Origin of the sequence: Brooklawnia cerclae (assembly GCF_011758645.1) — a bacterium.
Taxonomy (GTDB): Bacteria; Actinomycetota; Actinomycetes; order Propionibacteriales; family Propionibacteriaceae; genus Brooklawnia; species Brooklawnia cerclae.
This window is the reverse complement of the sequence record NZ_JAAMOZ010000001.1, coordinates 1,692,255-1,716,176: the sequence shown is the minus strand read 5'-3', so window position 1 is coordinate 1,716,176 and position 23,922 is coordinate 1,692,255. Positions and strand designations below refer to the sequence as shown.

The 23,922-nt window shown below is 67.9% G+C and carries 25 protein-coding genes; 17 read left to right on the top strand and 8 right to left on the bottom strand.

Features of this window, described 5'->3' with window-relative positions:
- Positions 1–26: 26 nt before the first annotated feature.
- On the bottom strand, positions 27–776 hold the full coding sequence (locus FB473_RS07945; protein ID WP_167166251.1) for an SDR family NAD(P)-dependent oxidoreductase: 750 nt from the start codon (positions 774–776) through the stop codon (positions 27–29).
- A gap of 163 nt (positions 777–939) precedes the next feature.
- On the opposite strand from FB473_RS07945, the gene FB473_RS07940 reads away from it, so the two are divergent.
- From FB473_RS07940 to FB473_RS07910, 7 genes are all read left to right on the top strand, one after another.
- Positions 940–3,150: an alpha-ketoacid dehydrogenase subunit alpha/beta gene (locus FB473_RS07940; protein WP_167166249.1), complete on the top strand. Its 2,211-nt coding sequence runs from the start codon at positions 940–942 to the stop codon at positions 3,148–3,150.
- An 11-nt stretch (positions 3,151–3,161) separates the two neighbouring features.
- Positions 3,162–4,460: a dihydrolipoamide acetyltransferase family protein gene (locus FB473_RS07935; protein ID WP_167166247.1), complete on the top strand. Its 1,299-nt coding sequence runs from the start codon at positions 3,162–3,164 to the stop codon at positions 4,458–4,460.
- A 13-nt stretch (positions 4,461–4,473) separates the two neighbouring features.
- A complete protein-coding gene (locus FB473_RS07930; protein ID WP_167166245.1) occupies positions 4,474–5,469 on the top strand; it encodes a zinc-dependent alcohol dehydrogenase in 996 nt (331 codons plus the stop codon).
- A gap of 49 nt (positions 5,470–5,518) precedes the next feature.
- Complete coding sequence (locus tag FB473_RS07925; RefSeq protein WP_167166243.1) at positions 5,519–6,043, top strand: VOC family protein; 525 nt, start codon at positions 5,519–5,521, stop codon at positions 6,041–6,043.
- Between the two features lie 15 nt (positions 6,044–6,058).
- Positions 6,059–6,781 carry a GntR family transcriptional regulator gene (locus tag FB473_RS07920; RefSeq protein WP_167166241.1) on the top strand — a complete coding sequence of 241 codons (723 nt, stop codon included), beginning with the start codon at positions 6,059–6,061 and terminating at the stop codon, positions 6,779–6,781.
- Positions 6,782–6,815: 34 nt separating this feature from the next.
- Positions 6,816–7,595 carry an SDR family NAD(P)-dependent oxidoreductase gene (locus tag FB473_RS07915; protein ID WP_167166239.1) on the top strand — a complete coding sequence of 260 codons (780 nt, stop codon included), beginning with the start codon at positions 6,816–6,818 and terminating at the stop codon, positions 7,593–7,595.
- Between the two features lie 102 nt (positions 7,596–7,697).
- Positions 7,698–7,913 carry a DUF6767 domain-containing protein gene (locus FB473_RS07910; RefSeq protein ID WP_167163664.1) on the top strand — a complete coding sequence of 72 codons (216 nt, stop codon included), beginning with the start codon at positions 7,698–7,700 and terminating at the stop codon, positions 7,911–7,913.
- Positions 7,914–7,943: 30 nt separating this feature from the next.
- On the opposite strand, the gene FB473_RS07905 is transcribed toward FB473_RS07910, so the two are convergent.
- Positions 7,944–8,228: a DUF4342 domain-containing protein gene (locus tag FB473_RS07905; protein WP_167166237.1), complete on the bottom strand. Its 285-nt coding sequence runs from the start codon at positions 8,226–8,228 to the stop codon at positions 7,944–7,946.
- Positions 8,229–8,388: 160 nt separating this feature from the next.
- Here FB473_RS07905 and acnA point away from each other — a divergent pair, with 160 nt between their 5' ends.
- The 5 genes from acnA (at position 8,389) to FB473_RS07880 (ending at position 14,139) form a co-directional block, all read left to right on the top strand.
- Entirely contained in the window at positions 8,389–11,061 is a 2,673-nt protein-coding gene (gene acnA, locus FB473_RS07900; protein WP_167166235.1) for an aconitate hydratase AcnA, read from the top strand.
- Positions 11,062–11,214: 153 nt separating this feature from the next.
- On the top strand, positions 11,215–11,463 hold the full coding sequence (locus FB473_RS07895; protein ID WP_208390481.1) for a type II toxin-antitoxin system VapB family antitoxin: 249 nt from the start codon (positions 11,215–11,217) through the stop codon (positions 11,461–11,463).
- A complete protein-coding gene (locus tag FB473_RS07890; protein ID WP_167166231.1) occupies positions 11,460–11,882 on the top strand; it encodes a TA system VapC family ribonuclease toxin in 423 nt (140 codons plus the stop codon). Before FB473_RS07895 ends, FB473_RS07890 begins: the two co-directional genes overlap by 4 nt.
- Before the next feature lie 102 nt (positions 11,883–11,984).
- On the top strand, positions 11,985–12,641 hold the full coding sequence (locus FB473_RS07885; protein ID WP_167166229.1) for an isochorismatase family protein: 657 nt from the start codon (positions 11,985–11,987) through the stop codon (positions 12,639–12,641).
- A gap of 616 nt (positions 12,642–13,257) precedes the next feature.
- Positions 13,258–14,139 carry a hypothetical protein gene (locus FB473_RS07880; RefSeq protein WP_167166227.1) on the top strand — a complete coding sequence of 294 codons (882 nt, stop codon included), beginning with the start codon at positions 13,258–13,260 and terminating at the stop codon, positions 14,137–14,139.
- A gap of 220 nt (positions 14,140–14,359) precedes the next feature.
- On the opposite strand, the gene FB473_RS07875 is transcribed toward FB473_RS07880, so the two are convergent.
- Both FB473_RS07875 and FB473_RS07870 read right to left on the bottom strand, forming a co-directional pair.
- Positions 14,360–14,671: a hypothetical protein gene (locus FB473_RS07875; RefSeq protein ID WP_167166225.1), complete on the bottom strand. Its 312-nt coding sequence runs from the start codon at positions 14,669–14,671 to the stop codon at positions 14,360–14,362.
- On the bottom strand, positions 14,668–15,081 hold the full coding sequence (locus tag FB473_RS07870) for an HIT family protein (RefSeq protein ID WP_341770070.1): 414 nt from the start codon (positions 15,079–15,081) through the stop codon (positions 14,668–14,670). Before FB473_RS07870 ends, FB473_RS07875 begins: the two co-directional genes overlap by 4 nt.
- Before the next feature lie 168 nt (positions 15,082–15,249).
- Between FB473_RS07870 and FB473_RS07865 the strand changes: the two genes are divergently transcribed.
- The gene (locus FB473_RS07865) at positions 15,250–15,786 is read left to right on the top strand and encodes a hypothetical protein (protein ID WP_167166221.1); all 537 of its coding nucleotides are present in this window, start codon (positions 15,250–15,252) and stop codon (positions 15,784–15,786) included.
- Between the two features lie 66 nt (positions 15,787–15,852).
- A complete protein-coding gene (gene dxs / locus FB473_RS07860) occupies positions 15,853–17,826 on the top strand; it encodes a 1-deoxy-D-xylulose-5-phosphate synthase (protein WP_167166219.1) in 1,974 nt (657 codons plus the stop codon).
- A gap of 3 nt (positions 17,827–17,829) precedes the next feature.
- Here the strand turns inward: dxs and FB473_RS07855 are convergent, their stop codons facing one another.
- The 3 genes from FB473_RS07855 to msrB all read right to left on the bottom strand — a co-directional run bounded on the left by FB473_RS07855 (position 17,830) and on the right by msrB (position 20,194).
- On the bottom strand, positions 17,830–19,104 hold the full coding sequence (locus FB473_RS07855; protein ID WP_167166217.1) for an HRDC domain-containing protein: 1,275 nt from the start codon (positions 19,102–19,104) through the stop codon (positions 17,830–17,832).
- Positions 19,104–19,670: a DUF3000 domain-containing protein gene (locus tag FB473_RS07850; protein WP_167166215.1), complete on the bottom strand. Its 567-nt coding sequence runs from the start codon at positions 19,668–19,670 to the stop codon at positions 19,104–19,106. Before FB473_RS07850 ends, FB473_RS07855 begins: the two co-directional genes overlap by 1 nt.
- Before the next feature lie 89 nt (positions 19,671–19,759).
- Positions 19,760–20,194: a peptide-methionine (R)-S-oxide reductase MsrB gene (gene msrB / locus FB473_RS07845; RefSeq protein ID WP_167166213.1), complete on the bottom strand. Its 435-nt coding sequence runs from the start codon at positions 20,192–20,194 to the stop codon at positions 19,760–19,762.
- Between the two features lie 55 nt (positions 20,195–20,249).
- On the opposite strand from msrB, the gene FB473_RS07840 reads away from it, so the two are divergent.
- Positions 20,250–21,320, top strand: a complete 1,071-nt coding sequence (locus tag FB473_RS07840) for a DNA polymerase domain-containing protein (RefSeq protein WP_167166211.1) — start codon at positions 20,250–20,252, stop codon at positions 21,318–21,320.
- 47 nt (positions 21,321–21,367) lie between these two features.
- The gene (locus FB473_RS07835) at positions 21,368–22,237 is read left to right on the top strand and encodes a PPK2 family polyphosphate kinase (RefSeq protein ID WP_167166209.1); all 870 of its coding nucleotides are present in this window, start codon (positions 21,368–21,370) and stop codon (positions 22,235–22,237) included.
- A gap of 409 nt (positions 22,238–22,646) precedes the next feature.
- Here the strand turns inward: FB473_RS07835 and FB473_RS07830 are convergent, their stop codons facing one another.
- On the bottom strand, positions 22,647–23,423 hold the full coding sequence (locus FB473_RS07830; RefSeq protein ID WP_167166207.1) for a sirohydrochlorin chelatase: 777 nt from the start codon (positions 23,421–23,423) through the stop codon (positions 22,647–22,649).
- Positions 23,424–23,622: 199 nt separating this feature from the next.
- On the opposite strand from FB473_RS07830, the gene FB473_RS07825 reads away from it, so the two are divergent.
- Positions 23,623–23,805: a hypothetical protein gene (locus FB473_RS07825; protein ID WP_167166201.1), complete on the top strand. Its 183-nt coding sequence runs from the start codon at positions 23,623–23,625 to the stop codon at positions 23,803–23,805.
- The last annotated feature ends 117 nt before the right edge of the window (positions 23,806–23,922 follow it).

The following is a 23,922-nucleotide window of genomic DNA, read 5'->3' as shown; positions in this document are numbered from 1 at the left end:
ATTCGGGCAACTGTGGTTCGCCGATGTCAGCCGGCGATGTAGAGGCCGCCGTTGATGGGCACGTCCACGCCGGTGACGAACGACGCGGCGTCCGAGCAGAGGAAGGCGACGACGCTGGCGACCTCGTCGGGCCGGCCGTTGCGTCCCAGCGGGGTGCGCGCGATGAGCTCGGGGCCGGTCTGGGCGACCGACTGGGCGGTCATGGGGGTTTCGATGATGCCGGGCGAGACGGTGTTGGCCCGGATGTTGCGTGGCCCGAGCTCCTGCGCGAGGCTGCGGGACAGGCCGATGAGCGCGGCCTTCGAGGTCGCGTAGGCCGCCTTGCCCTCGCTGCCGCGCTTGCCGGCCCGGGACGAGAAGAACACCATGGAGCCGCCGTCGGCCATCAGGGGGACGAGCTCACGGGTGACCTGGAACACAGCGCGCACGTTGATGGCCATCGTCAGGTCGAAGTGCTCGTCGGTCATTTCCTCGAAGGGCTGGCCCCGGTAGATCCCCGCGGCGGGGATGAGGATGTCGAGCCCGTCCATCCGCTCCCGGACGACGCCGGCCAGTTCGCGGATGTAGTCGAGACTGGTCACGTCGCCGGCGACGTGGTGGACCTCGGTGGCCCCGGCGTCCGTCACTTCCTGGGCGACCGTCTCCAAGCGCGGGACGTCACGGTCCGACAGGACGAGCCGGGCACCTTCCCGCGCCATGAGGAGGGCGGTCTCGCGACCGATGCCGCTGGCGGCCCCGGTTATGACCACCCGGCGTCCCTTGAAGTCAAACAGCATACGATTCAGGCCTCCTTGCCGAAATGTATCCATCTGTGGCTCTCGCTGCCATTCTGTGGCTCCACGTTGCGAGAAGTCGATTGGATTGGATACAATACAACCACGTTTGATGCACAACCTGCAAGTGCATCCACAGCCCAGGCACCCTGGTGGAGAGGTCCCAATGAGTCACGAAGAAGTGCTTTCTCCGGCCGTACCGTGGAAGCAGATCAGCACGACCCCGGAAGACTGGGACGCGGCTGATCCCGCGCTCCTGCGAGCGATGCTCGTCCAGATGCAGATCATCCGATCGTTCGAGGAGGTGGTCCTGAAACTGGCCGGCGCCGGTGCGCTGCATGGTCCCGCGCATTCGAGCATCGGCCAGGAGGGCGGGGCCGTGGGGTCGATCATCGGCCTTCGTCCCACGGACGCCGTCAACGGCACCCATCGCGGGCATCATCAGTTCCTGGCCAAGGGGCTCAACTACCTGCGTGGAACGTCCTTCGACATCGACAACCCGATCGACGACGAGGTGCACGCGTTCATCAAGAAGACCCTCGCCGAGATCCTCGGGCTCGATCAGGGCTTCAGCCACGGTCGTGGCGGCTCGATGCACCTGCAGTGGAAAGAGGCGGGCAACCTCGGGACCAACGCCATCGTCGGCGGCGGCGTCCCGCTGGCCAACGGCAGCGCGTTCTGCCAGAAGCACGCCCAGGCCGACGAGCCCAAACCGGGCGGCTCCGACGTCACCGTCACCTACTTCGGCGACGGCGCGTCCAACATCGGCTCGACGCTGGAGACGATGAACCTGGCCAGTGCGTGGCATCTGCCGTTGTGCTTCTTCATCGAGAACAACCTGTACGCGGTGTCGACGAACGTGTTCGAGGCGACGAACGAGCCCCGGCTGTCGGCGCGCGCGTCCGGCTTCGGCATGCCCGCATGGAAGGTCGACGGCATGGACCCGCTGGCCGTGTACCTGGCGATGCAGCAGGCCGCCGAGTACATGCGCGCCGGAAAGGGCGCGGTGGTCGTCGAGGCCGATCTCTACCGCTACTTCCACCAGAACGGCCCGTTCCCCGGCAGCGCGTTCGGGTACCGCAGCAAGGAGGAGGAGGCACAGTGGCGTGAGCGCGACGCGATCAAGCGCGTCGCCACCGAACTCATCGCTCGTGACCTCACCACTCAGGCCGCCGTCGAGGCCATGACCGACAAGATCGACGCGGTCGTGCAGAGCCTCATCACCGAGTTCACCGAGGACGATCCCGATTCCAAGCGCCCCAGCAAGCGCATCAAGCCGCAGCTGTGGCCCGATCCGTCGTTCGTCGACTACGGGATTCGCGGGGACGCCTCGGAACTGGCGTCCTGGCAGGCCCTCGAGGACGATCAGGTGACCGCCTGGCGCGAGGTGAAGTTCGCCGATGCGGCCGCCGACGTCATGCAGCGTCGCATGGAGACCGACAAGCGCTACGTGACGATGGGGGAGGACGTCCACCGGCTCAAGGGCGGCACGAACGGTGTCACCCGCGGGCTCAAGGCGGAGTTCCCCGACCGCATCCTCGGCACGCCCATCAGCGAGAACGGCTTCGCGGGCCTGGCCGGTGGCATGGCCATGGACGGCAGATGCCGCCCGGTGGTCGAGTTCATGTACTCCGATTTCATGTGGGTCGCCGCAGACCAGGTGTTCAACCAGATCGGCAAGGCGCGTCACATGTTCGGCGGCGAGCACGGCGTGCCGTTGGTGCTGCGGTCGAAGTGCGCCATGGGTGCGGGCTACGGCTCCCAGCACTCCATGGAGCCCGCGGGGGTCTATGCGGCCCACCCGGGCTGGCGCATCGTCGCGCCGTCGAACGCGTTCGACTACGTGGGACTCATGAACGCCGCCCTGGCGCTCGAAGACCCCGTCATGGTGATCGAGCATGTCGACCTCTACGAGAAGAAGGATCGGGTCCCCGAAGGGGATCTCGACTACATCATCCCGCCGGGAACCGCGAAGATCAGGCGTACCGGCAGCGAACTCACGATCCTGTCGTACCTCAACATGGTGGAGCTGTCGCTCCAGGCCGTCGAGGCGGAGGGGATCGATGCCGAGGTCATCGACCTGCGCTGGCTCGATCTGGCCTCGCTCGACTGGGACACGATCGGCGAGTCGATCAAGAAGACGAACAACGTGCTGCTCGTCGAGCAGGGTTCGCCCGGCCCGGGCTACACCGCACGCATCGCCACCGCGATCACCGAACGCTACTTCGACTACCTTGACCAGCCCGTGCAGCGCGTGTACGGGTCGCAGTCGACGCCGACGATCTCGAAGGCGCTCGAGCGGGCGGCGCTCGCCTATGAGCCCGAGATCCGCGAAGGCATCAAGGCCATCCGCCGCAACCTCGGCCAGCAGGCCTGAAAGGACGCGAAATGGCAACCATCATCCAGATGCCGGCGGTCGTCGCCGATGCCGAGGACGCGGTGCTGACGTCGTGGCTGGTCGCCACGGGCGAGTCCGTGACGAAGGGCCAGGCACTCGCCGAGATCGAGACCGACAAGGCCAATGTGGAGGTCACCTCCGACGTGGCGGGGACGGTCGGCCGGCTGCTGGCCACCCCCTCGCAGCGGGTCGCGGTCGGCGCGCCGATCTGCGCGATCCTCGCCGCGGGGGAGGACCCGTCGGCCGTCGACGTCGCACTCGGCGCCCAGCCGGCCCCCGCGCAGTCCGCGCCGCCTCCCGAGCCCGCCGCTGTCGCCGTCGCGGCAACCACGTCGGGGGGCGAGCCCGTCAGGACCGACGGGACGCGTGTCTTCGCATCGCCGCTGGCTCGCCGGATAGCGGCCGAGCATGGCGTCGACATCGGGCTCGTCCAGGGCCGGGGGCCCAGGGGACGCGTCATCCGCGCGGACGTGGAGGCCTATCTCGAAGCTTCCGCGCAGGCCGTGGAAGCCCCCGTGGCTGCGGCGGCGCAATCGGCGGCCGTCGTCCCGCAGCCTGCTGCCACGCCGCAGGCGACGTTTGCCGCCGAGCCGGCACCGAGCGCCGGCGGGGCCTACGTGGATATCCCGCTCACGGGAATGCGGCGGGCCATCGCCCGGCGCCTCACCCAGTCGAAGACCACCGTGCCCCACTGGTACGTGACGGTGGACGTGCGCATGGACGCACTGCTGGCCTACCGCAAGCAGCTCAACGCCGTCGCCTCGGTGAAGATCAGCGTGAACGACCTGATCATCAAGGCGATCGCGGGCGCGCTCCAGGCGCTCCCGGCGGCCAACGCCGTCTGGAACGGCGACTCGATCCGGCAGTACTCGACCGTGGACGTGTCGGTCGCGGTCTCCACGGACAAGGGCCTGGTCACGCCCGTGGTTCGTGGGGTCGAGCGGCTCGGCCTCGAGGCCCTTGCCCGCACGACGCAGGAGTTGATCGAGCGTGCCCGTGCCAACAAGCTGAAGCAGGACGAGATCGAGGGTGGGTCGTTCTCGATCAGCAACCTGGGCATGTACGGGGTGCGCGAGTTCGCGGCGATCCTCAACCCGCCGCAGTCGGGAATCCTCGCCGTGGGGGCCGCCGAGCAACGGCCCGTCGTGATCGACGGTGAGCTCGCCGCCGCGACCGTCATGACCGTCACGTTGTCGTCCGATCATCGCGTCGTGGACGGCGCGCTGGCCGCCCAGCTCCTGCAGGCCCTCAAGGCCCGTCTGGAGAACCCGGCGCTCATGGCGCTGTGACGGGGGACGTGGCATGAAGGCCGTGGTGAAGTTCGCTGCGGGGCCTGCCAACGTGGAGCTCCGGGACGTCCCGGAGCCCACGCCCGGCCCCGGGCAGGCGCTGCTGGAGGTCATCTACACCGGTGTGTGCGGCACCGACCTGCACGTGATGCACGACGAGTACAAGCTGCACCTGCCGGTCGTCATGGGCCATGAGGTGCTGGGACGCGTCATCGGCGTCGGGCCGGACGCCGACCCGGCGTGGGTCGGCAGGCGTGTCGTGGTCGAGACGTTCTTCCGGTGCTGCGAACGGTGCGAGATGTGCCGTGCGGGCCGCAGGAACATGTGTGAGAACCGGGAGTCGATCGGGTCGTTCCGCGACGGCGGGTTCGCCGAGCGGCTCGTCGTCCCCACCCTGAACCTGCATGCGGTGCCCGACAACGTGCCGGACGAGCTCGCGGCTCTCGCCGAGCCGCTCGCATGCACCTGCCATGCCTTGATCCTGCGCAGCAGCATCAAGGCGGGGTCGCGGGTACTGGTCACCGGACCGGGACCGATGGGTTACCTGGCCGCACAGGTGGCCAGGGCGAGCGGGGGACAGGTGACCCTGGCGGGGATCCCCAAGGATGCCGAGCGCCTGGCGGGGCTGGCGGGCACGGGCATCGAGACGACCGTCGAGACACCTCCCGAGATGGCCTACGACGTGGCCATCGAGTGCTCGGGATCGGGGCCGGGCGCGGGGAACGCCATGCGGGCGACCAAGCGCGGCGGTTCGTACATCCAGGTCGGGATCTTCGGGCGCGACGTCACCGTCCCGCTCGACATCCTCATCCTCCGGGAGCTCGTCATGACGGCCGGCTTCTCGCACTCGCCTCGCGCGTGGGATCTGGCCCTGGACCTCATGGGGCGCGAGGTGATCGATCTTCGTCCCGCCGTCGGGACGATCTTCCCGATCGGCGAGTGGAAGCAGGCCCTGGACGCGATCACGGACGGCAAGACCATGAAGGTGCTCATCGACCCCAGGCGATGAGCACGAACAGTCGGGGCCGGCAGGCCCCGAGGAAAGCGAGGAACGACCCATGAGCATTCCCGGTATGAGGGGCATGGACCATGTCGGGTTCACCGTGCCCGATCTTGAGCAGGCCCACGATTTCTTCGTCGACGTGCTCGGGTGCGAGTACTTCTTCGAGCTCGGTCCCTTCGAGTCGAAGGGAGGTACCTGGCTGTCCGAGCACGTCAACGTCGATGACCGGGCGGTGTTCCGCAACCGGCACTATCGCTGCGGGAACGGCTCGAACTTCGAGATCTTCGAGTACGAACTCGACGGGCGGGACGAGCAGCAGCCCCTCAACAGCGATGTCGGCGGGCACCATCTGGGCTTCTACGTCGACGACATCGATGCCGCGATCGAATACCTGAGGTCTCGCGGGGTGGAGGTGCTCGGCGAGCCGACGTCGAGCAGCGGCCCGGCCACGGGCCAGCGATGGGTGTACTTTCTGGCCCCATGGGGCATGCAGATGGAGCTGGTGTCGTATCCGCAGGGCAAGGTGTACGAGCAGGCCTCGCAGGTCCGTTTGTGGAGCCCTGTGCACCCCGAGCGGTGACAGGTGGGTGGTGACATGGACGAGTTGAGCGTACGTACGGTTCAGGGACAACGCGTGGCAGGTGAGCTGCGCGAGCAGATTCTCAGCGGCGAACGGGCTCCGGGTTCGCGGCTGGGCCAGGAAGTACTCGCGGCGGAGTTCGGTGCCAGCCGCATGCCGGTCCGCGAGGCCCTGCGCGCCTTGGAGGCCGAGGGGCTGGTGACCATCAAGTCCCATTCGGGGGCCTGGGTGACCGGTCTGGACGAGGAGGAGTTCGAGCAGGTCTACCGGCTGCGCGAGGCGGTGGAGCCCATGGTCATCATCGAGTCCATCCCCCGGCTGACGGACGACCAGATCGGGGAGGCGGCACGGTTGGCCGACGAGATCGAGCGGACGGGAGGGGCCGGCGGCCTCAACGCGTTCATGCGGCTCGACCGCGAGTTCCATCTGCTGACCTACGCCGGAGCCGGTTGGTCGTACCTGAACGAGCTGGTCACGCGGTTGTGGAACACCACACAGCCGTACCGGCGTGAGCTCGTCCGGCAGATGCCGGAGGACTCGTTCCGTGCCACCTGCGCCGAGCACGCGCTCATCGTCGACGCGCTGCAGCGCCGTGACGTGCGGGCAGGCGCAGGGGTCGTCCAGCTGCACATCCACCGGACGCGGCTGACATTGCTGGAGTCGGACTACGCGGTCGAGATGTGGGCCCCTGATGCTTCCTCACATACCTCCGAGGCATCGCGCGCCGATCTCGGCTGATCGCCATCCACGGGCTCGAATGAAAGGCAGACCCATGAATGACAAGGACAACCGTAGCGTCCTCGACCTCTTCCGCCTCGACGGACGGCGGGTGGTCGTCACCGGGGGCGGGCGAGGTATCGGCCGGGCGATGGCCCAGGCGATGGGTGAGGCGGGGGCCGACGTGGCGCTGGTCTCGCGGACGAGGGAGCAGCTCGACGCCGCCGTCGGCAGCGTTCCGAACTCGGTCGCGGTGCCCGCCGACGTGATGACGGTGGACCCGGTGAGCCTTCTGGACGACTGCCAGGACGCGCTGGGCGGCGCGGTCGACGTGGTCGTCCACGCGGCCGGGTTCCAGCATCGTCAGCCGATCGTCGACTTCCCACCCGAGCAGTGGGATCGGATCCTGAGCGTCCACCTCACCGCCCCGTTCCGCATCAGCCAGGAGCTGGGGCGGCGTCAGCTCGCCGACGGGCGCCCGGGCAGCCATGTCTTCATCGGCTCGCTCAACAACTTCCAGTCGGTGGTTCCCGACATCCCGGCCTATGCGGCCGCCAAGTCGGGGGTGGGTGCCCTGGTGAGGGCGATCAGCAAGGAGTGGTCGGGACGCGGCATACGCGCCAACGGCGTGGCACCCGGTTGGGTGCGCACGGAACTGACCGAGTCGTTGTTCAGCGACCGGGAGAAGGCCGATGGGATCTTGTCGCGCATTCCCATGGGGCGGCTGGCCGAGCCCGCGGAGATGGCCTCCGTGGCGCTGTTCCTGGCCAGTGATGCGTCCAGCTACATCACCGGCCAGATGATCGTCGTCGACGGTGGGTGGACGACGTCGTAGGAGTGGCGCTCGGGGAGCGTCCGCCGAGGCGGAGAGCCGTTGCGGCCGTGGTTATCGTGGAGGGCGGGATCCAGTGGGGATCCCGTGCTCGGGAAGTAGGACGTGACCACGACGATGAACCAGCGACATGCGGCCACGCCGCGCTGCCCGCTTCGTCCCGGCGATCCGTGCAGCCTGTGTCAACCCGGCGCGAGCGGCCCGCAGGACTGCGGCCTGGTCTATCTGGTGATGGACGACCCCGAGTTGCGTGAACTGTACGTCGCTCAGCACACGGCGCACAGGGCCGCGCAGCGGGGGACGGCGACCAGCCTGTCCTGAGTTCGCGGCCGGGGCTCGCCGGCGCGGAACTCAGCCCTCGCGCTCGATCTCGAGGCTGACCTTCGCGAACGCGGCACCGATCGCCGCGACGGCGGCGAAGGTGGGGGCGAGGATCACGGCCAGCGCGCTGCCCGCCAGGCCGAACGACAACGGGACACTGATCAGCGTCCTGCCGCCGGAACTCTTGACGATGACGCGCTTGGCTGACGTGTCCTCCAAGAGCGACTTGACGGTGCTCACCAGCTGTTCGCCGGCGACCTCCACGCGTTCGACGAAACTGCGCCGGCCGTCGGCGCTGTGCGAGTCGTTGACCATGCATCCGACGGTAGCAACCGGGCTCGCCGCGCGTCGGGCGCGGTGGCACGAACTTCGTCCGCATATGTGCTTCGTCAGTGAGTCCGCCGCAGCAATGGGAGGATGACGGGGAGGAACGATCGCATGGTATCTTGACATCAAGATAATTCCAGGAGAGTGAATGAGCATCGACAGCTTCGACGCGAGGGACACCCTCGACGTCAACGGGACGGCGTACACCTACTACCGGCTGGACAAGGTGCCGGGAGCGGAACGACTGCCCTTCAGCCTCAAGGTGCTGTTGGAGAACCTGCTGCGTACCGAGGACGGTGCGAACATCACCAGGGACGACATCGCCTTCCTCGGGCAGTGGGACCCATCGGCGGAGCCCCGGCACGAGATCCAGTTCACGCCCGCGCGTGTCATCATGCAGGACTTCACCGGTGTGCCCTGCGTCGTCGACCTCGCCACGATGCGCGAGGCGATGGCAGGCCTCGGTGGTGATCCGGCCCGGATCAACCCGTTGTCGCCCGCCGAGATGGTGATCGACCACTCGGTGATCGCCGACGTCTTCGGCAGCCCGCAGGCGCTTCGCATCAACACCGATCTCGAGTACGAGCGCAACCGCGAGCGCTACCAGTTCCTCCGCTGGGGGCAGACGGCCTTCGACGACTTCAAGGTCGTTCCGCCGGGCACGGGCATCGTCCACCAGGTCAACATCGAGCACCTCGCCCGGGTGGTCTTCCCGCGGGAGGTCGACGGCGTCCTGACCGCCTATCCCGACACGTGTGTCGGCACCGACTCCCACACCACGATGGTCAACGGACTGGGCGTGGTCGGCTGGGGAGTCGGCGGCATCGAGGCCGAGGCCGCCATGCTCGGCCAGCCCATCAGCATGCTCATTCCCCGGGTGGTGGGCTTCAAGCTGATCGGATCGTTGCCACAGGGCGCCACGGCCACGGACCTCGTCCTGACCATCACCGACCTGCTGCGCAAGCACGGTGTGGTCGGCAAGTTCGTCGAGTTCTACGGGCCGGGCGTGGGGCAGGTGCCGCTGGCCAACCGGGCCACCATCGGCAACATGAGTCCCGAGTACGGGTCGACGATCGCGGTGTTCCCGATCGACCAGCTCACTCTCGACTACCTGCGCCTCACCGGGCGGGACGACGAGCAGATCGCGTTGGTCGAGGCCTATGCGAAGGCTCAGGGCCTGTGGTTCGACCCGGAGGCCACCGCGGAGTACTCGGAGTACCTCGAGCTCGATCTGGCGACGGTCGTCCCCTCGATCGCCGGGCCGAAGCGTCCGCAAGACCGGATCGCCCTGTCGGAGGCCAAGTCGACGTTCCTGACGACGCTTCCCGCCTACGTGTCCGACCCGCTGGCGAGCGTGGACGACACCATCGAGGGCCACGGAGTGACCCTGTCGCACGGCCTGGTGGGTGTGGCCGCGATCACCTCGTGCACCAACACGTCCAATCCCAGCGTCATGGTCGCTGCCGGGCTGGTGGCCAAGAAGGCGGCCGAGCGCGGGCTGACGCGCAAGCCGTGGGTCAAGACGACGCTGGCACCCGGCTCGCAGGTGGTCACGAGCTACCTGCAGCGGGCCGGTCTGGACGCGCCGCTGAGCCAACTCGGCTTCGACATCGTCGGCTACGGCTGCACCACCTGCATCGGCAACTCGGGTCCACTGGTGCCCGCGGTCAGCAAGGCCGCGAACGCGAGCGACATCGCCGTGGTGTCGGTGCTGTCGGGCAACCGCAACTTCGAGGGTCGCATCAACCCCGACGTCAAGATGAACTACCTGGCGTCCCCGCCCCTGGTCGTCGCCTACGCGCTGGCCGGGACCATGGACATCGACCTCGTCCACGACCCGCTGGGCACCGACGACCAGGGCAACGACGTCTTCCTCGCCGACATCTGGCCGACGCCTGCCGAGGTGGAGGGCGTCGTGTCGTCCGCGATCAGTTCGCAGATGTACCAGACGTCGTATGCCGACGTGTTCGCGGGCGACGAGCGCTGGCAGACCCTGCCGACGCCCTCGGGTGAGACGTTCGAGTGGGCGGACGACTCCACCTACGTGCGCAAGCCCCCGTACTTCGACGGCATGCCGGTCGCTCCCGAGCCCGTGGAGGACATCCGCGGCGCCCGCGTCCTGCTGAGGCTCGGCGACTCGGTGACCACCGACCACATCAGCCCGGCCGGGGCGATCAAGCCCGACTCGCCGGCGGGGAAGTACCTGGTGGAGCACGGGGTCGAGCGGAAGGACTTCAACTCCTACGGCAGTCGCCGAGGCAACCATGAGGTGATGATCCGCGGCACATTTGCCAACATCCGGCTGCGCAACCAGATCGCTCCCGGCACGGAGGGTGGTTTCACGAGGGATTTCACTCAACCGGACGGGCCCGTGTCCACGGTCTACGACGCCGCGATGAACTACCGGGAGGCGGGCGTCCCGCTGGTTGTGCTGGCAGGCAAGGAGTACGGCTCCGGCAGCTCGCGCGACTGGGCGGCGAAGGGGACGATGCTGCTGGGCGTGCGCGCCGTGCTCGCCGAGAGCTACGAGCGCATCCACCGCAGCAACCTCATCGGCATGGGCGTGCTACCTCTGCAGTTCCCGGCGGGGACGAACCCCGGCACCCTGGGCCTCACGGGGGAGGAGACCATCGACATCTCGGGGGTCACGCGCCTCAACGATGACGAGACTCCCCATACGGTGAAGGTGACCGCGACGGCACCCGACGGCCGGGTGACCGAGTTCGACGCCGTCGTCCGCATCGATACGCCAGGGGAGCGGCACTACTACCTCAACGGCGGCATCATGCAGTACGTGCTGCGGAGCCTGCTGAAGGGCTGATCGAGGCCGGCCCCTGGCGGGCCCGGGCTGAGCGGAGTTGGTCGGGCGAGGGCGGCGTCCCGGCATTGCGCGTCTGGTCGCGCGGTGGTGGGACGCCGGCCCGGCTCGTCCTCTCGTCCTGGTTGATGCGAGTGATGCTGTAAAATGTGCATCATGCGCACCACGCTTTCGATCGATGAGGCGCTTCTCAAGCGCGCGAAACAACGCGCGAGTGCGCAGGGGCTGACGCTGGGTGGTTTCGTCGAAGAGGCTCTGCGCGACTATCTGTCCGCGCCGCACCACTCGGCAGCACCGGTGGACCTGCCGGTCTTCCCAGGGGGTCGTCCGCGATCGGGAGTCGACCCGTCGTCGAACCGCTCCTTGTACGACATGCTCGACGAGGTGACGCGGGGGCGCTCGTGATCGTCGTCGATGTCAACGTGCTTGTCGCTGCGTACTTCGGTGAGCATCCTCATCACGACCGAGCGAGAATGTTTCTTCAGCGCAGTCTTTCCGAGGACACGGTCGTCGTCCCAGACTCGGTCTGGTCGGGGTTTCTGCGTATCGTCACGAACACACGCATCTTCGAAATTCCGTCGACGCTTGCGGATGCGCTTACGTTCGTACGTGCGGTGGCGGGTGCGGGAGGCTACCGTCACGTCGCAGGACTCGTCGACGGGATCGAGCCTTTTCTTCAACTCGCTGCGGATGCCGAGGCATCTGCCAATCTGATCCCGGATGCCTACCTCGCCGCGGTCGCAGTCCAACACGGCTGCCCGGTCGCGACGTTCGACCGTGACTTCCGGCGGTTCGACGGGCTCGAGATCGTCACTCCGCAGTGAACGTGCACTGAGCAGGCTTGCTGCCCCGTCAGCAGTGGCGTCTGCCGAGCGCGTCGGCCGGACGAGCCCACGGCGGCGGTGCGCGGATGGGAACATCATCACGTGAGCGACAGACCGCGCGATGACGCGTTCACCACGCCGCACTTCGAGAGTGCGGCGCTCGTGGTGATCGACGTCCAGAACGACTTCCTCGACGGTGGTTCCAGCCCGGTCCCGGGCACCTCGGACCGGCTGACGACGATGCGGACGCTGATCGAGGCGTTCCGAGCAGCCCGGTGTCCGATCGTCCATGTGATACGGCTGTACGAGGGCGCCGACGTCGATCTCGTCCGTCGGGCGGCGTTGCTCGCCGGCGCGCCGATCGTGAAGCCGGATTCCGGTGGCGCGCAGATCGCGCGAGAACTGCTGCCGAGCCCCGATGTGCAGGTGGATGCCGCCCTGCTCCTGTCCGGTGCCCTCCAACCGATCGGCGATCGCGAACACATCATGTGGAAGCCGCGCTGGAGCGCGTTCTACCGCACCACACTGCAGCGCAGCCTGGCCGATTGGGGCGCGGACACCGTGGTGATCGCGGGATGCAACTTCCCGAACTGCCCGCGGGCAACGATCTTCGATGCCAGCGAGCGAGACCTTCGGGTCGTCGTAGCGGAGGACGCGATATCGCAGGTGACATCCGACCGGCTAGCCGACGCCCTCGGGCTGGGTGCTGTCGCCATGCCCGCTCGCGACATCGTGACGGCGCTTCGCGTGGCGTCCTGAGCGGCAGGACGTCCCGAGCGACGCGGCGTGTCAGGGTCGTTCGCCGTCCGTGGGCGCGGGGAAAGGTCTTGCTCGGCGTGGGCGGGGTCTCGATCGCATCGACGTGAACACCGTAGGGAGGCGTGATCGTCCAGGGTCGGGAACCCGATGTCGGCGAGCATCCGCGCCACCGCCGCCTCGCCGGGCCTGATCGTCCCGGCTCGGGAGCCCAATGCCGGCCGAGGTGGGCGTCCACCCTGATTTCTGCGCACCAGTGCTCCTCAGAAGGGTTGGAGAGCGCTTGCTTGGGCGTGTCGATGTGCGCTGAGCAGGGTTCGGCACCCGGCGGAGGGCGGGGTGCCCAGGCCGAGCGTGACGTCGCCCTGGCCATGAGCTCGGCCCCCGGCGAAGGGCGGGGCGTCGCTCGGCGGACGCGTGTAGGGGCGGGTTGCCCGAGCCGTGGCCCAATCGTGCTTGGCGGGCACACCAGGGGGCGCTGTGTCTCCCGGCGTGGCGGGCGCTGGGCGAGCGAACCGGGGGCCTCGTTCCGGATACGCGGCGTCCTGGCCTCGGCCGGATTGTCCACAGGTTGTTGTCCGGATGATCCGCCGCCGTGGTTCGCTCCCACCATCTGTTCGTGCATCGACGACTGGAAGAAGAACTCGCGGGCAATGGCGGCGTGATCAGCCGTGCGGCATTGCCGGCGCTGGGTGGGCAGATCGATTGGGCGCTGCGCAGCGGGCAGCTGGTGCGAGTGTTGCCCGGCGTCCATGCGCGTCCGGACGAGGCATCGGGTTTCGCCGTCAGAACACGGGCGGTTGCCCTCGCGGACCCGGACGCGATCATCGCGGGCCATGCGGCCGCAGTGCTGCACGACTGGCTGGTCGCGGACGGCGACCCCATCGAGGTGGCCACGGCACGGCTTCGGTCGCGGGACTGGCTCTTGGCAACCCGTCGGACGGTGCCCGCATGGCTGACGCGCCGAGTCGGCCTGGTCAGGTGCACGTCGAGGGCGCTGACCACGGTCGACCTGATTCCCGAATGCGGCCCCGCGATCGTGGACGAGGCGCTGCGTCGACGCGTCCGGTTGGACGACCTTCGCGCGGCCCTGGCGGCTACACCGAATCGTCCTGGGAACGCATTGCGCCGGTCGGTTCTGGACGACGCCCGGGATCAACCATGGTCGTACGCCGAGCGGGTGGCGCACTGCGCGTTGCGTGAGGCGGGCGTGGGCGGTTGGGTCGCGAACCATCCGGTGATCGACTCGCCCGACGGCCCGCCGCTGGCCGTCCTCGACATCGCCATGGTCGCGCTGCGACTGGGATTCGAGATCGACGGCGCCGAGTACCACGATCGTCCGGACGCGTTCGTTGCCAACCGTCTGCGGGACGAGCGTCTGGCGGTGCTCGGTTGGCAGATGGTCAGATTCGCCGTGCGGCGGGTGCTCGCGGACCCACCCGGTTTCGCGGATTCTGTACGCATGATCGCGGAGATGAGGCGGCGGCAACTCCAGCTGTAGCCGTCGGCTGTGTGCGGACGCGGGATGGGTGGCTCAGCCGGCCGCTCCCTGACCGGGGGCCACTGGCCGACGGGGACCGCTGGCTGACGGGAAGCTCACTGTCGGCCGAGGTCGGCGTCCGCCCTGATTTCTGCGCACCAGTGCTCCTCAGAATGCCTGGAGAGCGCTTGCTCTGGCGTGTCGATGTGCGCTGGGCAGGGTCCGGCACCCGGCGGAGGCCTCAGTCGGCGTCCGGGCCCGACCCATCGTCGGCCTGAGCGTCGCGCGACGCTCCCGTGATGTCGTCGGACGCCGTCTTGTGCTCGTCCTCGGGAGCCGCCTGGGGGCGCAGGCGATTGGGGTTGCCGACGTCGGTGGAGGTCTCGGTGGCCTGACCGGTGCGGTCGCGCATCACCAGGAAACCCTCGTCGAGGTCGAGGCGCCCGGGGCCCTCGCCGCCCTTCTGGGATTCGACGAGGAGCATCTTCTCGGCGCGTTTGACCTCGTCCCAGTGCTTGGCGCCGGGCATGAAGATATTGAAGACGTCGCTCATCGTTGCTCCTCGATCACGGCGCGTAGCCGGTCGCCCACGGCATGAAGCTCGTCGGACGACGGGCGTGTGCGTGGCCAGAAGAATCCTCGCAGGCCGTCGCCCCGGTGCCGGGGTACGACGTGCAGATGGAAATGCGGCACCGACTGGCTGACTATGTTGTTGTTCCCCAGGAACGTGCCCTCGGCGTCGAGCGCGTCCCTCTGCGCGAGGGCGACTCGGCGCGCCAGCGAACAGATCGCGGCGTAGAGATCGGCCGGCAGGTCGTAGAAGGTCTCGTAGTGATCGACGGGGCACACCAGTGCGTGGCCGGGGAAGAGCGGGCGGGTGTCGAGGAAGGCGATGGCCCGGTCGTTGCGGGCGATCACCTCCGCGGGCACATCACCGGCGACGATCTGGTCGAAGACATCCACTGGTCCAGTGTTGCGCGCGGGGCCGAATGTGCGGGCGGTGTCCGCTCTGGGCCCAAATCCGTCGACCGGCGCGGGGTACTGGATTTTGTCAGTGCAGGCGTGCACACTGGAACCAATCGAACACATGTTCGAACGTTGGAACTCCAGCGAGACGCACAGGAGGACGTCATGACTGCCGTCGCATATCGACGTGGGTCTGGGGACGACATGGCCCCGGTCTTGGTTTTTCGTCAGTTCCGGCCCGGCGGGGTGAGCGCAGCCCCCGTGCACCAGACCGGCGGGTCGGCCCATACCACGGCGGGGCATTCCGCGGGGCAGGCCGGCGGCACCGGCTTCGGCCGGCTCGGTCTGCCCACCGGATGGCCTGAGGCGGTTCTCCCGCCCGGTGCGCCCGACTGGGAGCAGAGCGCTTCGGCGTGGTTGTTCGACTGCTGCCCGTCCGGCTATCGCGCGTATCCCGTCTTGCACCGGCATCCGACGGTGCTGGCCAGGTTCGCAGCCGATTTTGTCGAAGGCCGGATCAGATCGAACCGCCGGGCGCTGGCCAGGGCCCGCTCGAGTTCGGACGATCAGCCAGGGCCGCAGACGCTCGACGCCGCGACGGCGATGCTCGAGGCCGACGAGCGGCGACTGGTCCGTCTCCGACGGGCGATCGCGCTGGTCGAGGAGGCTCTTCGAGGAAAGGTGTTCATCCGCAGGCCGTAGGTGCGGGATGAAACCGGGGACCCGGGTCATACGTCCTTGTGCGGTACCGGGCCTAGGATTCGCACCATGCCCCTGTTGGATTCCATCAATCGTCCGGACGATCTGCGCCGGCTGTCGTCCGATGAGCTCACGAGCCTGGCGGCCGAGATCCGCCGGTTCCTCATCACGAACGTGAGCCGAACCGGTGGGCATCTGGGGCCCAACCTGGGAGTGGTCGAACTGACGATCGCCCTGCATCTGGTGTTCGATTCACCCCATGACCCGATCGTGTTCGACACCGGTCACCAGAGCTATGTCCACAAGATCCTGACCGGCCGTCGCGGGGGGTTTCCGACGTTGCGCCGCAAGGACGGGCTGTCCGGCTATCCGTCGCGAGCCGAGTCCGGGCACGACTGGGTCGAGAACTCGCACGCCTCGGCGTCCCTCGGGTGGGCCCACGGACTCGCCCAGGGGTTCCGTCTGCAGGGGGCGAGCGACCGAACCGTGGTCGCCGTGATCGGGGACGGTGCCCTGACCGGGGGGATGGTTTGGGAAGCCCTCAACAACATCGCCGTCACCGAACTGCCGATGGTGATCGTCGTCAACGACAACGGCAGGTCGTACGCGCCGACCGTGGGCGGGCTCTCGGCGCATCTGTCGGCGATTCGCACGAGTCCCCGCTACGAGCCGACGCTGGACACGATCCGCACGTCCATCCGCCGCACACCGGTGGTGGGGCGTCCGGCGTATGAGCTGCTGCACGGGGTCAAGGCCGGGCTGAAGGACGTGCTCGCCCCGCAAGGGCTGTTCTCCGACCTGGACATCAAGTACGTCGGTCCCGTCGACGGCCACGACATCGGAGCCCTGGTGCTGGCGCTCCGGCAGGCGAAGGGATTCGGCGGTCCGGTCGTCGTCCACGCCATCACCCAGAAGGGAAGGGGCTTCCGGGCAGCCGAGCAGTACGAGATCGACCTGTTCCACAGCATCGGGCCCATCGACGCGGTCACCGGGGCGCCGATCAACCCCTCGTCCCACGCCACCTGGACGGAGGCCTTCGGCCAGGAGATGGTCGAGCTCGGCGAGAGCAACCCGAAGCTCGTCGCCCTGACCGCCGCGATGCTGCATCCCGTGGGGCTGGCGCGATTCGCGGCAATGTATCCCGAGCGCGTTTTTGACGTCGGCATAGCCGAGCAGCACGCAATGACATACGCGGCGGGCCTGGCCAGGACCGGCCTGCATCCGGTGTTCGCCGTGTACTCGACATTCCTGAACCGCGCCCTCGACCAGTTGGTCATGGACGTGGGACTGCATCACCTGCCGGTCACGATCGTCTGCGACCGGGCCGGGGTGACCGGGTCTGACGGTGCCAGCCACAACGGTGTGTGGGACGTCGCGCTGGCCGGGATCGTGCCCGGCCTCCGATTGGCGGCCCCACGCGATCAACCGCGCCTGCATGCTGCTCTGGAAGCGGCCACCACCAGGCGTGACGGGCCTACGCTCATCCGCTACGCCAAGGGCAGGCTGCCCGACCCGTTGCCCGCGGTCACCACCCGCGAGGGCCTCGATCACCTCGTGTTCACCGAGCAGAAGAACGTCCTCATCGTGGCCTGGGGCTCGATGTGCCAGGTCGCCGTCGAAGCTGCCAAGCTGCTCGAACGCGAGGGAATCGCGGCGGGTGTCGTCGATCCCGTCTGGGGGTTGCCGGTGAGCGACGCGCTGGTCGAACTGTGCTCCGGTTATCGGATGGTGGCCACGATCGAGGACGATCTGATCGTCGGTGGCCTGGGCTCTCGGTTGGCGTTGGCCATGTCGGACGCGGGTGTCGACGTGCCTGTACGCCATTTCGGTGTGCCGCAGGAGTACCTGCCGACGGCCAGCCGTGCCGAGGTGCTGGCCGACATCGGCCTGACCCCGGGCGCCGTGGCGCGGTCGATCATCGAGGCCGTCGCTGTCGACGAGAACGATTCCGCCGACGATCGGTTGCCTGACGATCGGTTGCCTGGTGCCGTCCGGTATCGGCCCGCCGAGACCGTCACTGAGCCCCGTCGTCCAACCAGGTGATCCTCACCCGAGCAGTTCGACTACCAGGGGAGCGATGAGCGCCTGCTGCCAGGGCCGTGCGTCGTAACCGGCCAGCTGAGCCGACACCGCCTCGACCGTCAGCGGGCCGTCGGGTGCCCACATCAGATGCCGGAGGGCGTCGGGGCTCAGAAGGTTCTCGACGGGCAACGACAGTTCCTCGGCGAGGGCGACGACGGCGGGACGAACCTTCTCCCAGCGCCGCCACGCCTCGGGATTCGACTTCTCCCAGTTGCGGGGTGCGGGTATGCCCGTGCCCGGCAGCCGAAGCGGGGGCAGGTCGGACGTCGGGACGGCCGCGACGCGGTCGAGCACGTCGATCCATGTCGACTGGTACTGGCGTGCGCGACGGCGTTTGAATCCCTCGATCTGGCGCAACTGCGCCGCTGTGGGAACCTCCGGCTTCTGGCGGGGGACGAGCGCGGCCAGCTCGGTGATCGCCGCGTCCGGCAGGATCTTGCTGGGGGCACGGTCGTCGGCTCGGGCCACGTCGTCGCGCGCCAGCCACAACTCGCGGACGAGGGCGAGCCCCCGGCGGGTGCGGACGGTGTGCGTCCCCGATGTGCGCCGCCATGGGTCGACGCGCTCGGGACGCGGCCGGTGCGCCCACGTGATCAGCCAGTCGAACTCCTGCCGGGCCCATTCGTCCTTGCCGGCAGCAGTCAGGTCGTCCACGAGGCGTTGGCGCAGCTCGGTGAGCAGTTCCACGTCGAGGGCGGCGTAGGCGAGCCAGTCGTCCGGTATGGGGCGTATCGACCAGTCGACCGCGGCGTGTTCCTTCAGCAGCCGCACCCCGCAGTAGCGCTCGACCATCGGGCCGAGCCCGACCTTGGGAAGCCCGAGCAGACGTCCCGCCAGCTCGGTGTCGAACAGGCGTTGTGGCGCGAGCCCCAATTGGACGAGGTTGGGCAGGTCCTGGGTGGCGGCGTGGATGATCCATTCGGCGTCGCCGACGGCACGAGCCAGCTCGCTGAGGTCGGCGACCTCCTCGCACGGGCGTTCCAGGGCGACGGGGTCTATGAGGTGGGTGCCGGCATCCTCTCGCCGTACCTGCACCAGGTATGCCTTGGACGAGTAGCGGTAGCTCTGCGCGCGCTCGACGTCCACCGCTATCGGAGTCGTCCCCGAGGCGAGCGCCGACACGGTCTCGTGCCAGGTCGGTGGGGAGCTGACGACCGGCGTCAGGCCCTCGTGCGGTAGCCGCAGGATCGGCAGGTCGTCCGGCTCGTCCTGGGGATCGCGGCTGGTGTCGTCCGCCATCAATGATCCAGCCGGCCGGACAGGGGGATGATGCCGTCGGGCAGCGGAGGCAGGCCCGCGGTCGTACAGAGCAGCGCCTGCCACGCGGCAATGTGGGAGGCGACCTCGTCGTCGGTGGAGAAGACGGGCGTCCAGGACGCGCGGATCTCCACCTCGGCGCGGTCGGCCTCCGTCGCGAGCTGGCCGAAGCTTCGACTCGAGACGGCCGTGACGGTGCCCGAGGCGTCGTGGTAGTCGGCCCCCGCATCGTTGAGCGCCTCGGTCAGCCATGTCCAGCCGACCTCGGACAACAGGGGATCGTTGACCATGTCGAAGTCGACATCGGCGCGGCAGAAGCTCACGAACCTGAAGGTTCCGTCCCAGGCCGGGTTCCCGTCTGGGTCGTGCAGGACGATCAGTCGCCCGCTTCCCACTTCGGATCCCGTGGTGGTCACGACAGACGCCTCGATGGCAAGTGAGGATGGCGCTATACGCTGCGGCGCGGGGATCCGTTCCACGTCGAGCTCGGGGCGCCATCGAAACGAGGCGACTGTGTCATCGACGCGCTCGAAGGGGCTCGTCTTCATCAGAGTCGACATTCCCGAAGGCACACGTCGGAGCCTACGCATCGCATTCCCACCGCAGAGGCAGGCGCGCCGGAACGGATTTCATGCGATCAGGACGCCGACTGGGTGGGTTCGAGGGTGAGGCTGATGGAGTTGATGCAGTAGCGAAGGTCGGTCGGGGTCTGGTAGCCCTCGCCCTCGAAGACGTGCCCGAGGTGGGAGTCGCAGTTGGCGCACCGGACCTCGACGCGAGAGTGCCCGAGGATGGAGTCGTCCTGAAGGTAACGGACGCGTTCCTCGGCGAGCGGAGCGAAGAAACTGGGCCAACCGCAGTGCGATTCGAACTTCGTCTCGCTGCGGAACAGTTCGGCGCCGCAGGCGCGGCATCGGTAGATGCCCACGGTCTGGGTGTCGGTGTATTCGCCGGCGAAGGGACGCTCGGTGCCCGCGCGCCGGAGCACCTGGAACTCCTGGGGGTTGAGTCGCACGCGCCACTGCTCGTCGGTCAGCTTGAATGAGCCGTCACCCGGCAGGGATGTCGCCACGTCGTTCTCCTTTCAACTTCTTCCAGCGTACCTTCGGCTCGCCTACCCTTGCCTCATGGCGACCAACGCGATCGAGCTCGACGTCGGCGGGCTGCCCGTGCGCCTGTCGAGCCCCGAGAAGGTCTACTTCCCTGATCTGGGGATCACCAAGGGCGATCTGGCGCAGTACGTGCTCACCGTGGGGGAGGGCATGCTGGCCGGGCTCCGGTTGCGTCCGACCACGCTCGAGCGCTGGCCGGGCGGCGTCCGCGACGGCATGAGGCTCACCACGCGCACCGACGGCAAGGGGGACGCCTTCTACCAGAAACGCGCACCACAGAGCCGGCCGTCGTGGGTCGACACCGCCGAGGTCACCTATCCGTCGGGACGCACCGCCACCGCGATCACACCGTCCAACCTCGCGACGATCGTGTGGGCGCTCAACCTCGGGACGCTGCGCTTCCATCCCTGGCCGGTGACAGCACCCCGCACCGAGCAGGTGGACGAGTTGCGCATCGACCTCGACCCCCAACCGGGAACGGACTTCTCCGACGCGGTGGACGCCGCCCTCGAGCTGCGGGGCGTGATGGTCGATCTCGGGCTCGATCCGTATCCGAAGACGAGCGGCGGACGCGGCCTGCACGTCTTCGCGAAGGTGGAGCCGGTCGACTTCGTCGACGCCCGGCATGCCGCGATCGCCATCGGCCGCCGGCTCGCCCGGATCATGCCCGATCGGGTGACGGTGGACTGGTGGAAGGAGGAGCGGGGCGAGCGCGTCTTCGTCGACTACAACCAGATGGCTCGTGATCGCCTGATGGCCGGCCCTTACTCGATCCGGCCGGTTCCGCAGGCGAGGGTGTCGGCACCGCTGACCTGGGAAGAGGTGCCGAGCGCCCACCCGGACGAGTTCACCGTCGTGACCATGCCCGACCGGTATCGCGAGCGGGGTGATGTGTGGGCGCCGTTGCACGCGTCCGAACCCCGCAGTCTCCGCGAGGCCTTGGCGCTCTACGCCGCCGACGATCGCGACGGTGGAGCCGAGATGCCGTATCCCCCCGAATATCCGAAGATGCCGGGGGAGCCTCCCCGGGTGCAGCCGAGCAAGAAGGCTCGTCCGGACGACGAGTACGCCTCACCCCCGGTATGAGTCCGGAACCCGCCCGTCGGGCGGTGAGGGTGGGACATACTGTGGCGATGAGCAAGAAGGAACCGAAGTCGCTGTCGCCTTTGCTGCGTTGCCAGGCCGGCCCCGTCGACGTGACGGGCTTCGACCCTGGCGCCACACCCGGATACCCCAAGGACAAGCAGAAGGAGGACGGCGACGACCTCAGGTCGGATGTCGAGCCGCTCCTCGACGATCTGCAGGAGAGACTGTTCGCCGCCGGGATCGACGACTCGAACGCGCCGAGGGTCCTGCTCGTCCTGCAGGGGCTGGACACGGCCGGCAAGGGCGGGACCATCCGCCACGTGATCGGCATGATGGATCCGCAGGGCGTGCACATCCACTCGTTCAAGCGGCCGACGGACGAGGAGTTGGCCCACGATTTCTTGTGGCGCGTCGAGCGGGAACTGCCGCGTCCCGGGCAGGTGGGCATCTTCGACCGTTCGCACTACGAGGACGTGCTCGTGCAGCGCGTCGACTCCCTGGCGCCGGCCGACGAGATCGAGCGCCGCTACGGGGCGATCAACGAGTTCGAGACCCGGCTCGTGGAGTCGGGGACGAGGGTCGTCAAGTGCTTCCTCAACATCTCGCGGGCCGAGCAGAAGCAGCGCTTGACCGAGCGTCTGGAGAATCCCGAGAAGTACTACAAGTACAACCCCGGCGATGTGGACGTCGCCTCGAAGTGGGACGCGTACATGGATGCCTACTCGGTCGCGTTGACGCGCTGCAACTCGGAGGTGGCGCCCTGGCATGTGGTGCCCGCCGACAAGAAGTGGTATCGCAACTGGGCGATCACGCACCTGCTCATCGAAGCCCTGGGCGACCTCGATCTCGGTTGGCCGCCGGCCGAGTTCGACCTGGACGCGGAACTCGCCCGCGTCCAGGCGTTGCCCGAGGGATAGCGGAAGGCCCCTTGAGCCTGTCGAAAGGAACCTTTGGGTGGTTCGGCTGGTCCCTTCGACAGGCTCAGGGATCGACAAGCTCAGGGATAGCGGAAGGTTCCTTGAGCTTGTCGAAAGGAGCCTTTGGATGGTTCGGCAGGTCCCTTCGACAGGCTCAGGGATCGCGGAAGGTTCCTTGAGCTTGTCGAAAGGAGCCTTTGGGTGATTCGGCTGGTCCCTTCGACAAGCTCAGGGATCGACAGGCTCAGGGATCGACAAGCTCAGGGATCGACAAGCTCAGGAGTGGCGGAAGGTTCCTTGAGCTTGTCGAAAGGAGCTTTTGGGTGGTTCGGCTGGTCCCTTCGACAGGCTCAGGGATCGACAACCTCAGGGATCGACAACCTCGAAGGCTGCTCGGTCGCCCCTCAGATCAGAGAGCCTGGGAGGTGGTGACCGCCTCGGACTCGTCGTCCAGCAACTCCATGGCGGCGAAGGCGTAGCGGGCCATCGCCAACTCACCGATGCGGGGGTCGGCGCCGAGGGGCGCTCCGACCGCGAGGGCTCCGGCCGACATGGCAAGCTCGGCCTGCTGGCGGTAGTCGTCCGTCGGTGCCACGAACAGCGAGCCCACGGCGATGCTGCGCCGACCGATGTCGCGCAGCGAGTCGATCGAGGTGACGACGTCGGGACCGCTGCCGTCCGCGTGGGCGACGAGCACAGGCAGCCTGTGGTGGGCAGCCCATTGACGGGCGCGGCGAGCGATGAGACCGCTGCCGCGGGTGTCACCCCAGTCGGGGACCGACAGCACGAGGCCGTCCAGCTCGGTGGCGTGGATGGTCGAAAGCGCGTTGCGCAGGCGGATGTCGAGGATGTTCAGAAGCTCGACGGCCGGCCCGATCGGGTTGGCGAGGGCGATCTTCACCTCGGGGCGGTTGTGACGCACCGCCTCGAGAACGCCCTGCATCTGGGACGAGGAGTCGCAGACCCGAGTGAAGTCGAGGGGGACGAGCACCATCTCCTCCACGCCACGGTTCGCCAGGGTTGCTACTACCTGGGGCCCGGTGGGAGGGCAGTGATCACTGAATGCCAGGTGCACCGAAATGGAGGGGCGCTGCACCTGTAACTCGTGTCGAAGCTGATGGTAGACCTGCTCGACTCGCGACTCGGTCGACCCCTCAGCAAGGAGAATCAACGCGGGAGCACCCATTGGCGACAGCACCTGCCTTTCTTCAGTTCCGACGAAAGGGCCCGGCGCCGTTGCCGCGTCTCTGCACGTACTTTCCGCCTGAAGCCCCCTTCAATGCAAATCGGATCTCACGATACGAGACGGCAATGCAGCAAAAGAGGGCGTCCCGCACCCGACGTGTTCGATTGGCCCCGGGGTGAACCCCCATAGATTCTTCGGCGTGGGCGCGTTCCCGACGGTGTGGGGCCAGGAGCCTGACCAGCAGTTGGACGAGGTTGCGCGGAGCGTGCGGTTGACGCATCATCCGCGGGCATTGATCGCCAAGCACGGTGACGATTTCACATTATTGGTGACACCATTGTCGCTGATCCTACCGCCGGTCGTGAATCCGGATGTCGGTTAGGCTTACCTAACTCGGTCTGACTAGCGGTGATTCGGGGCGGCGACCGTTTCGGAAGAGGCCGTGGTGCGAGATGCCGTTGCGGTCGCGGCACAGGGCGCGCATGCCGAGTCTCGGAGG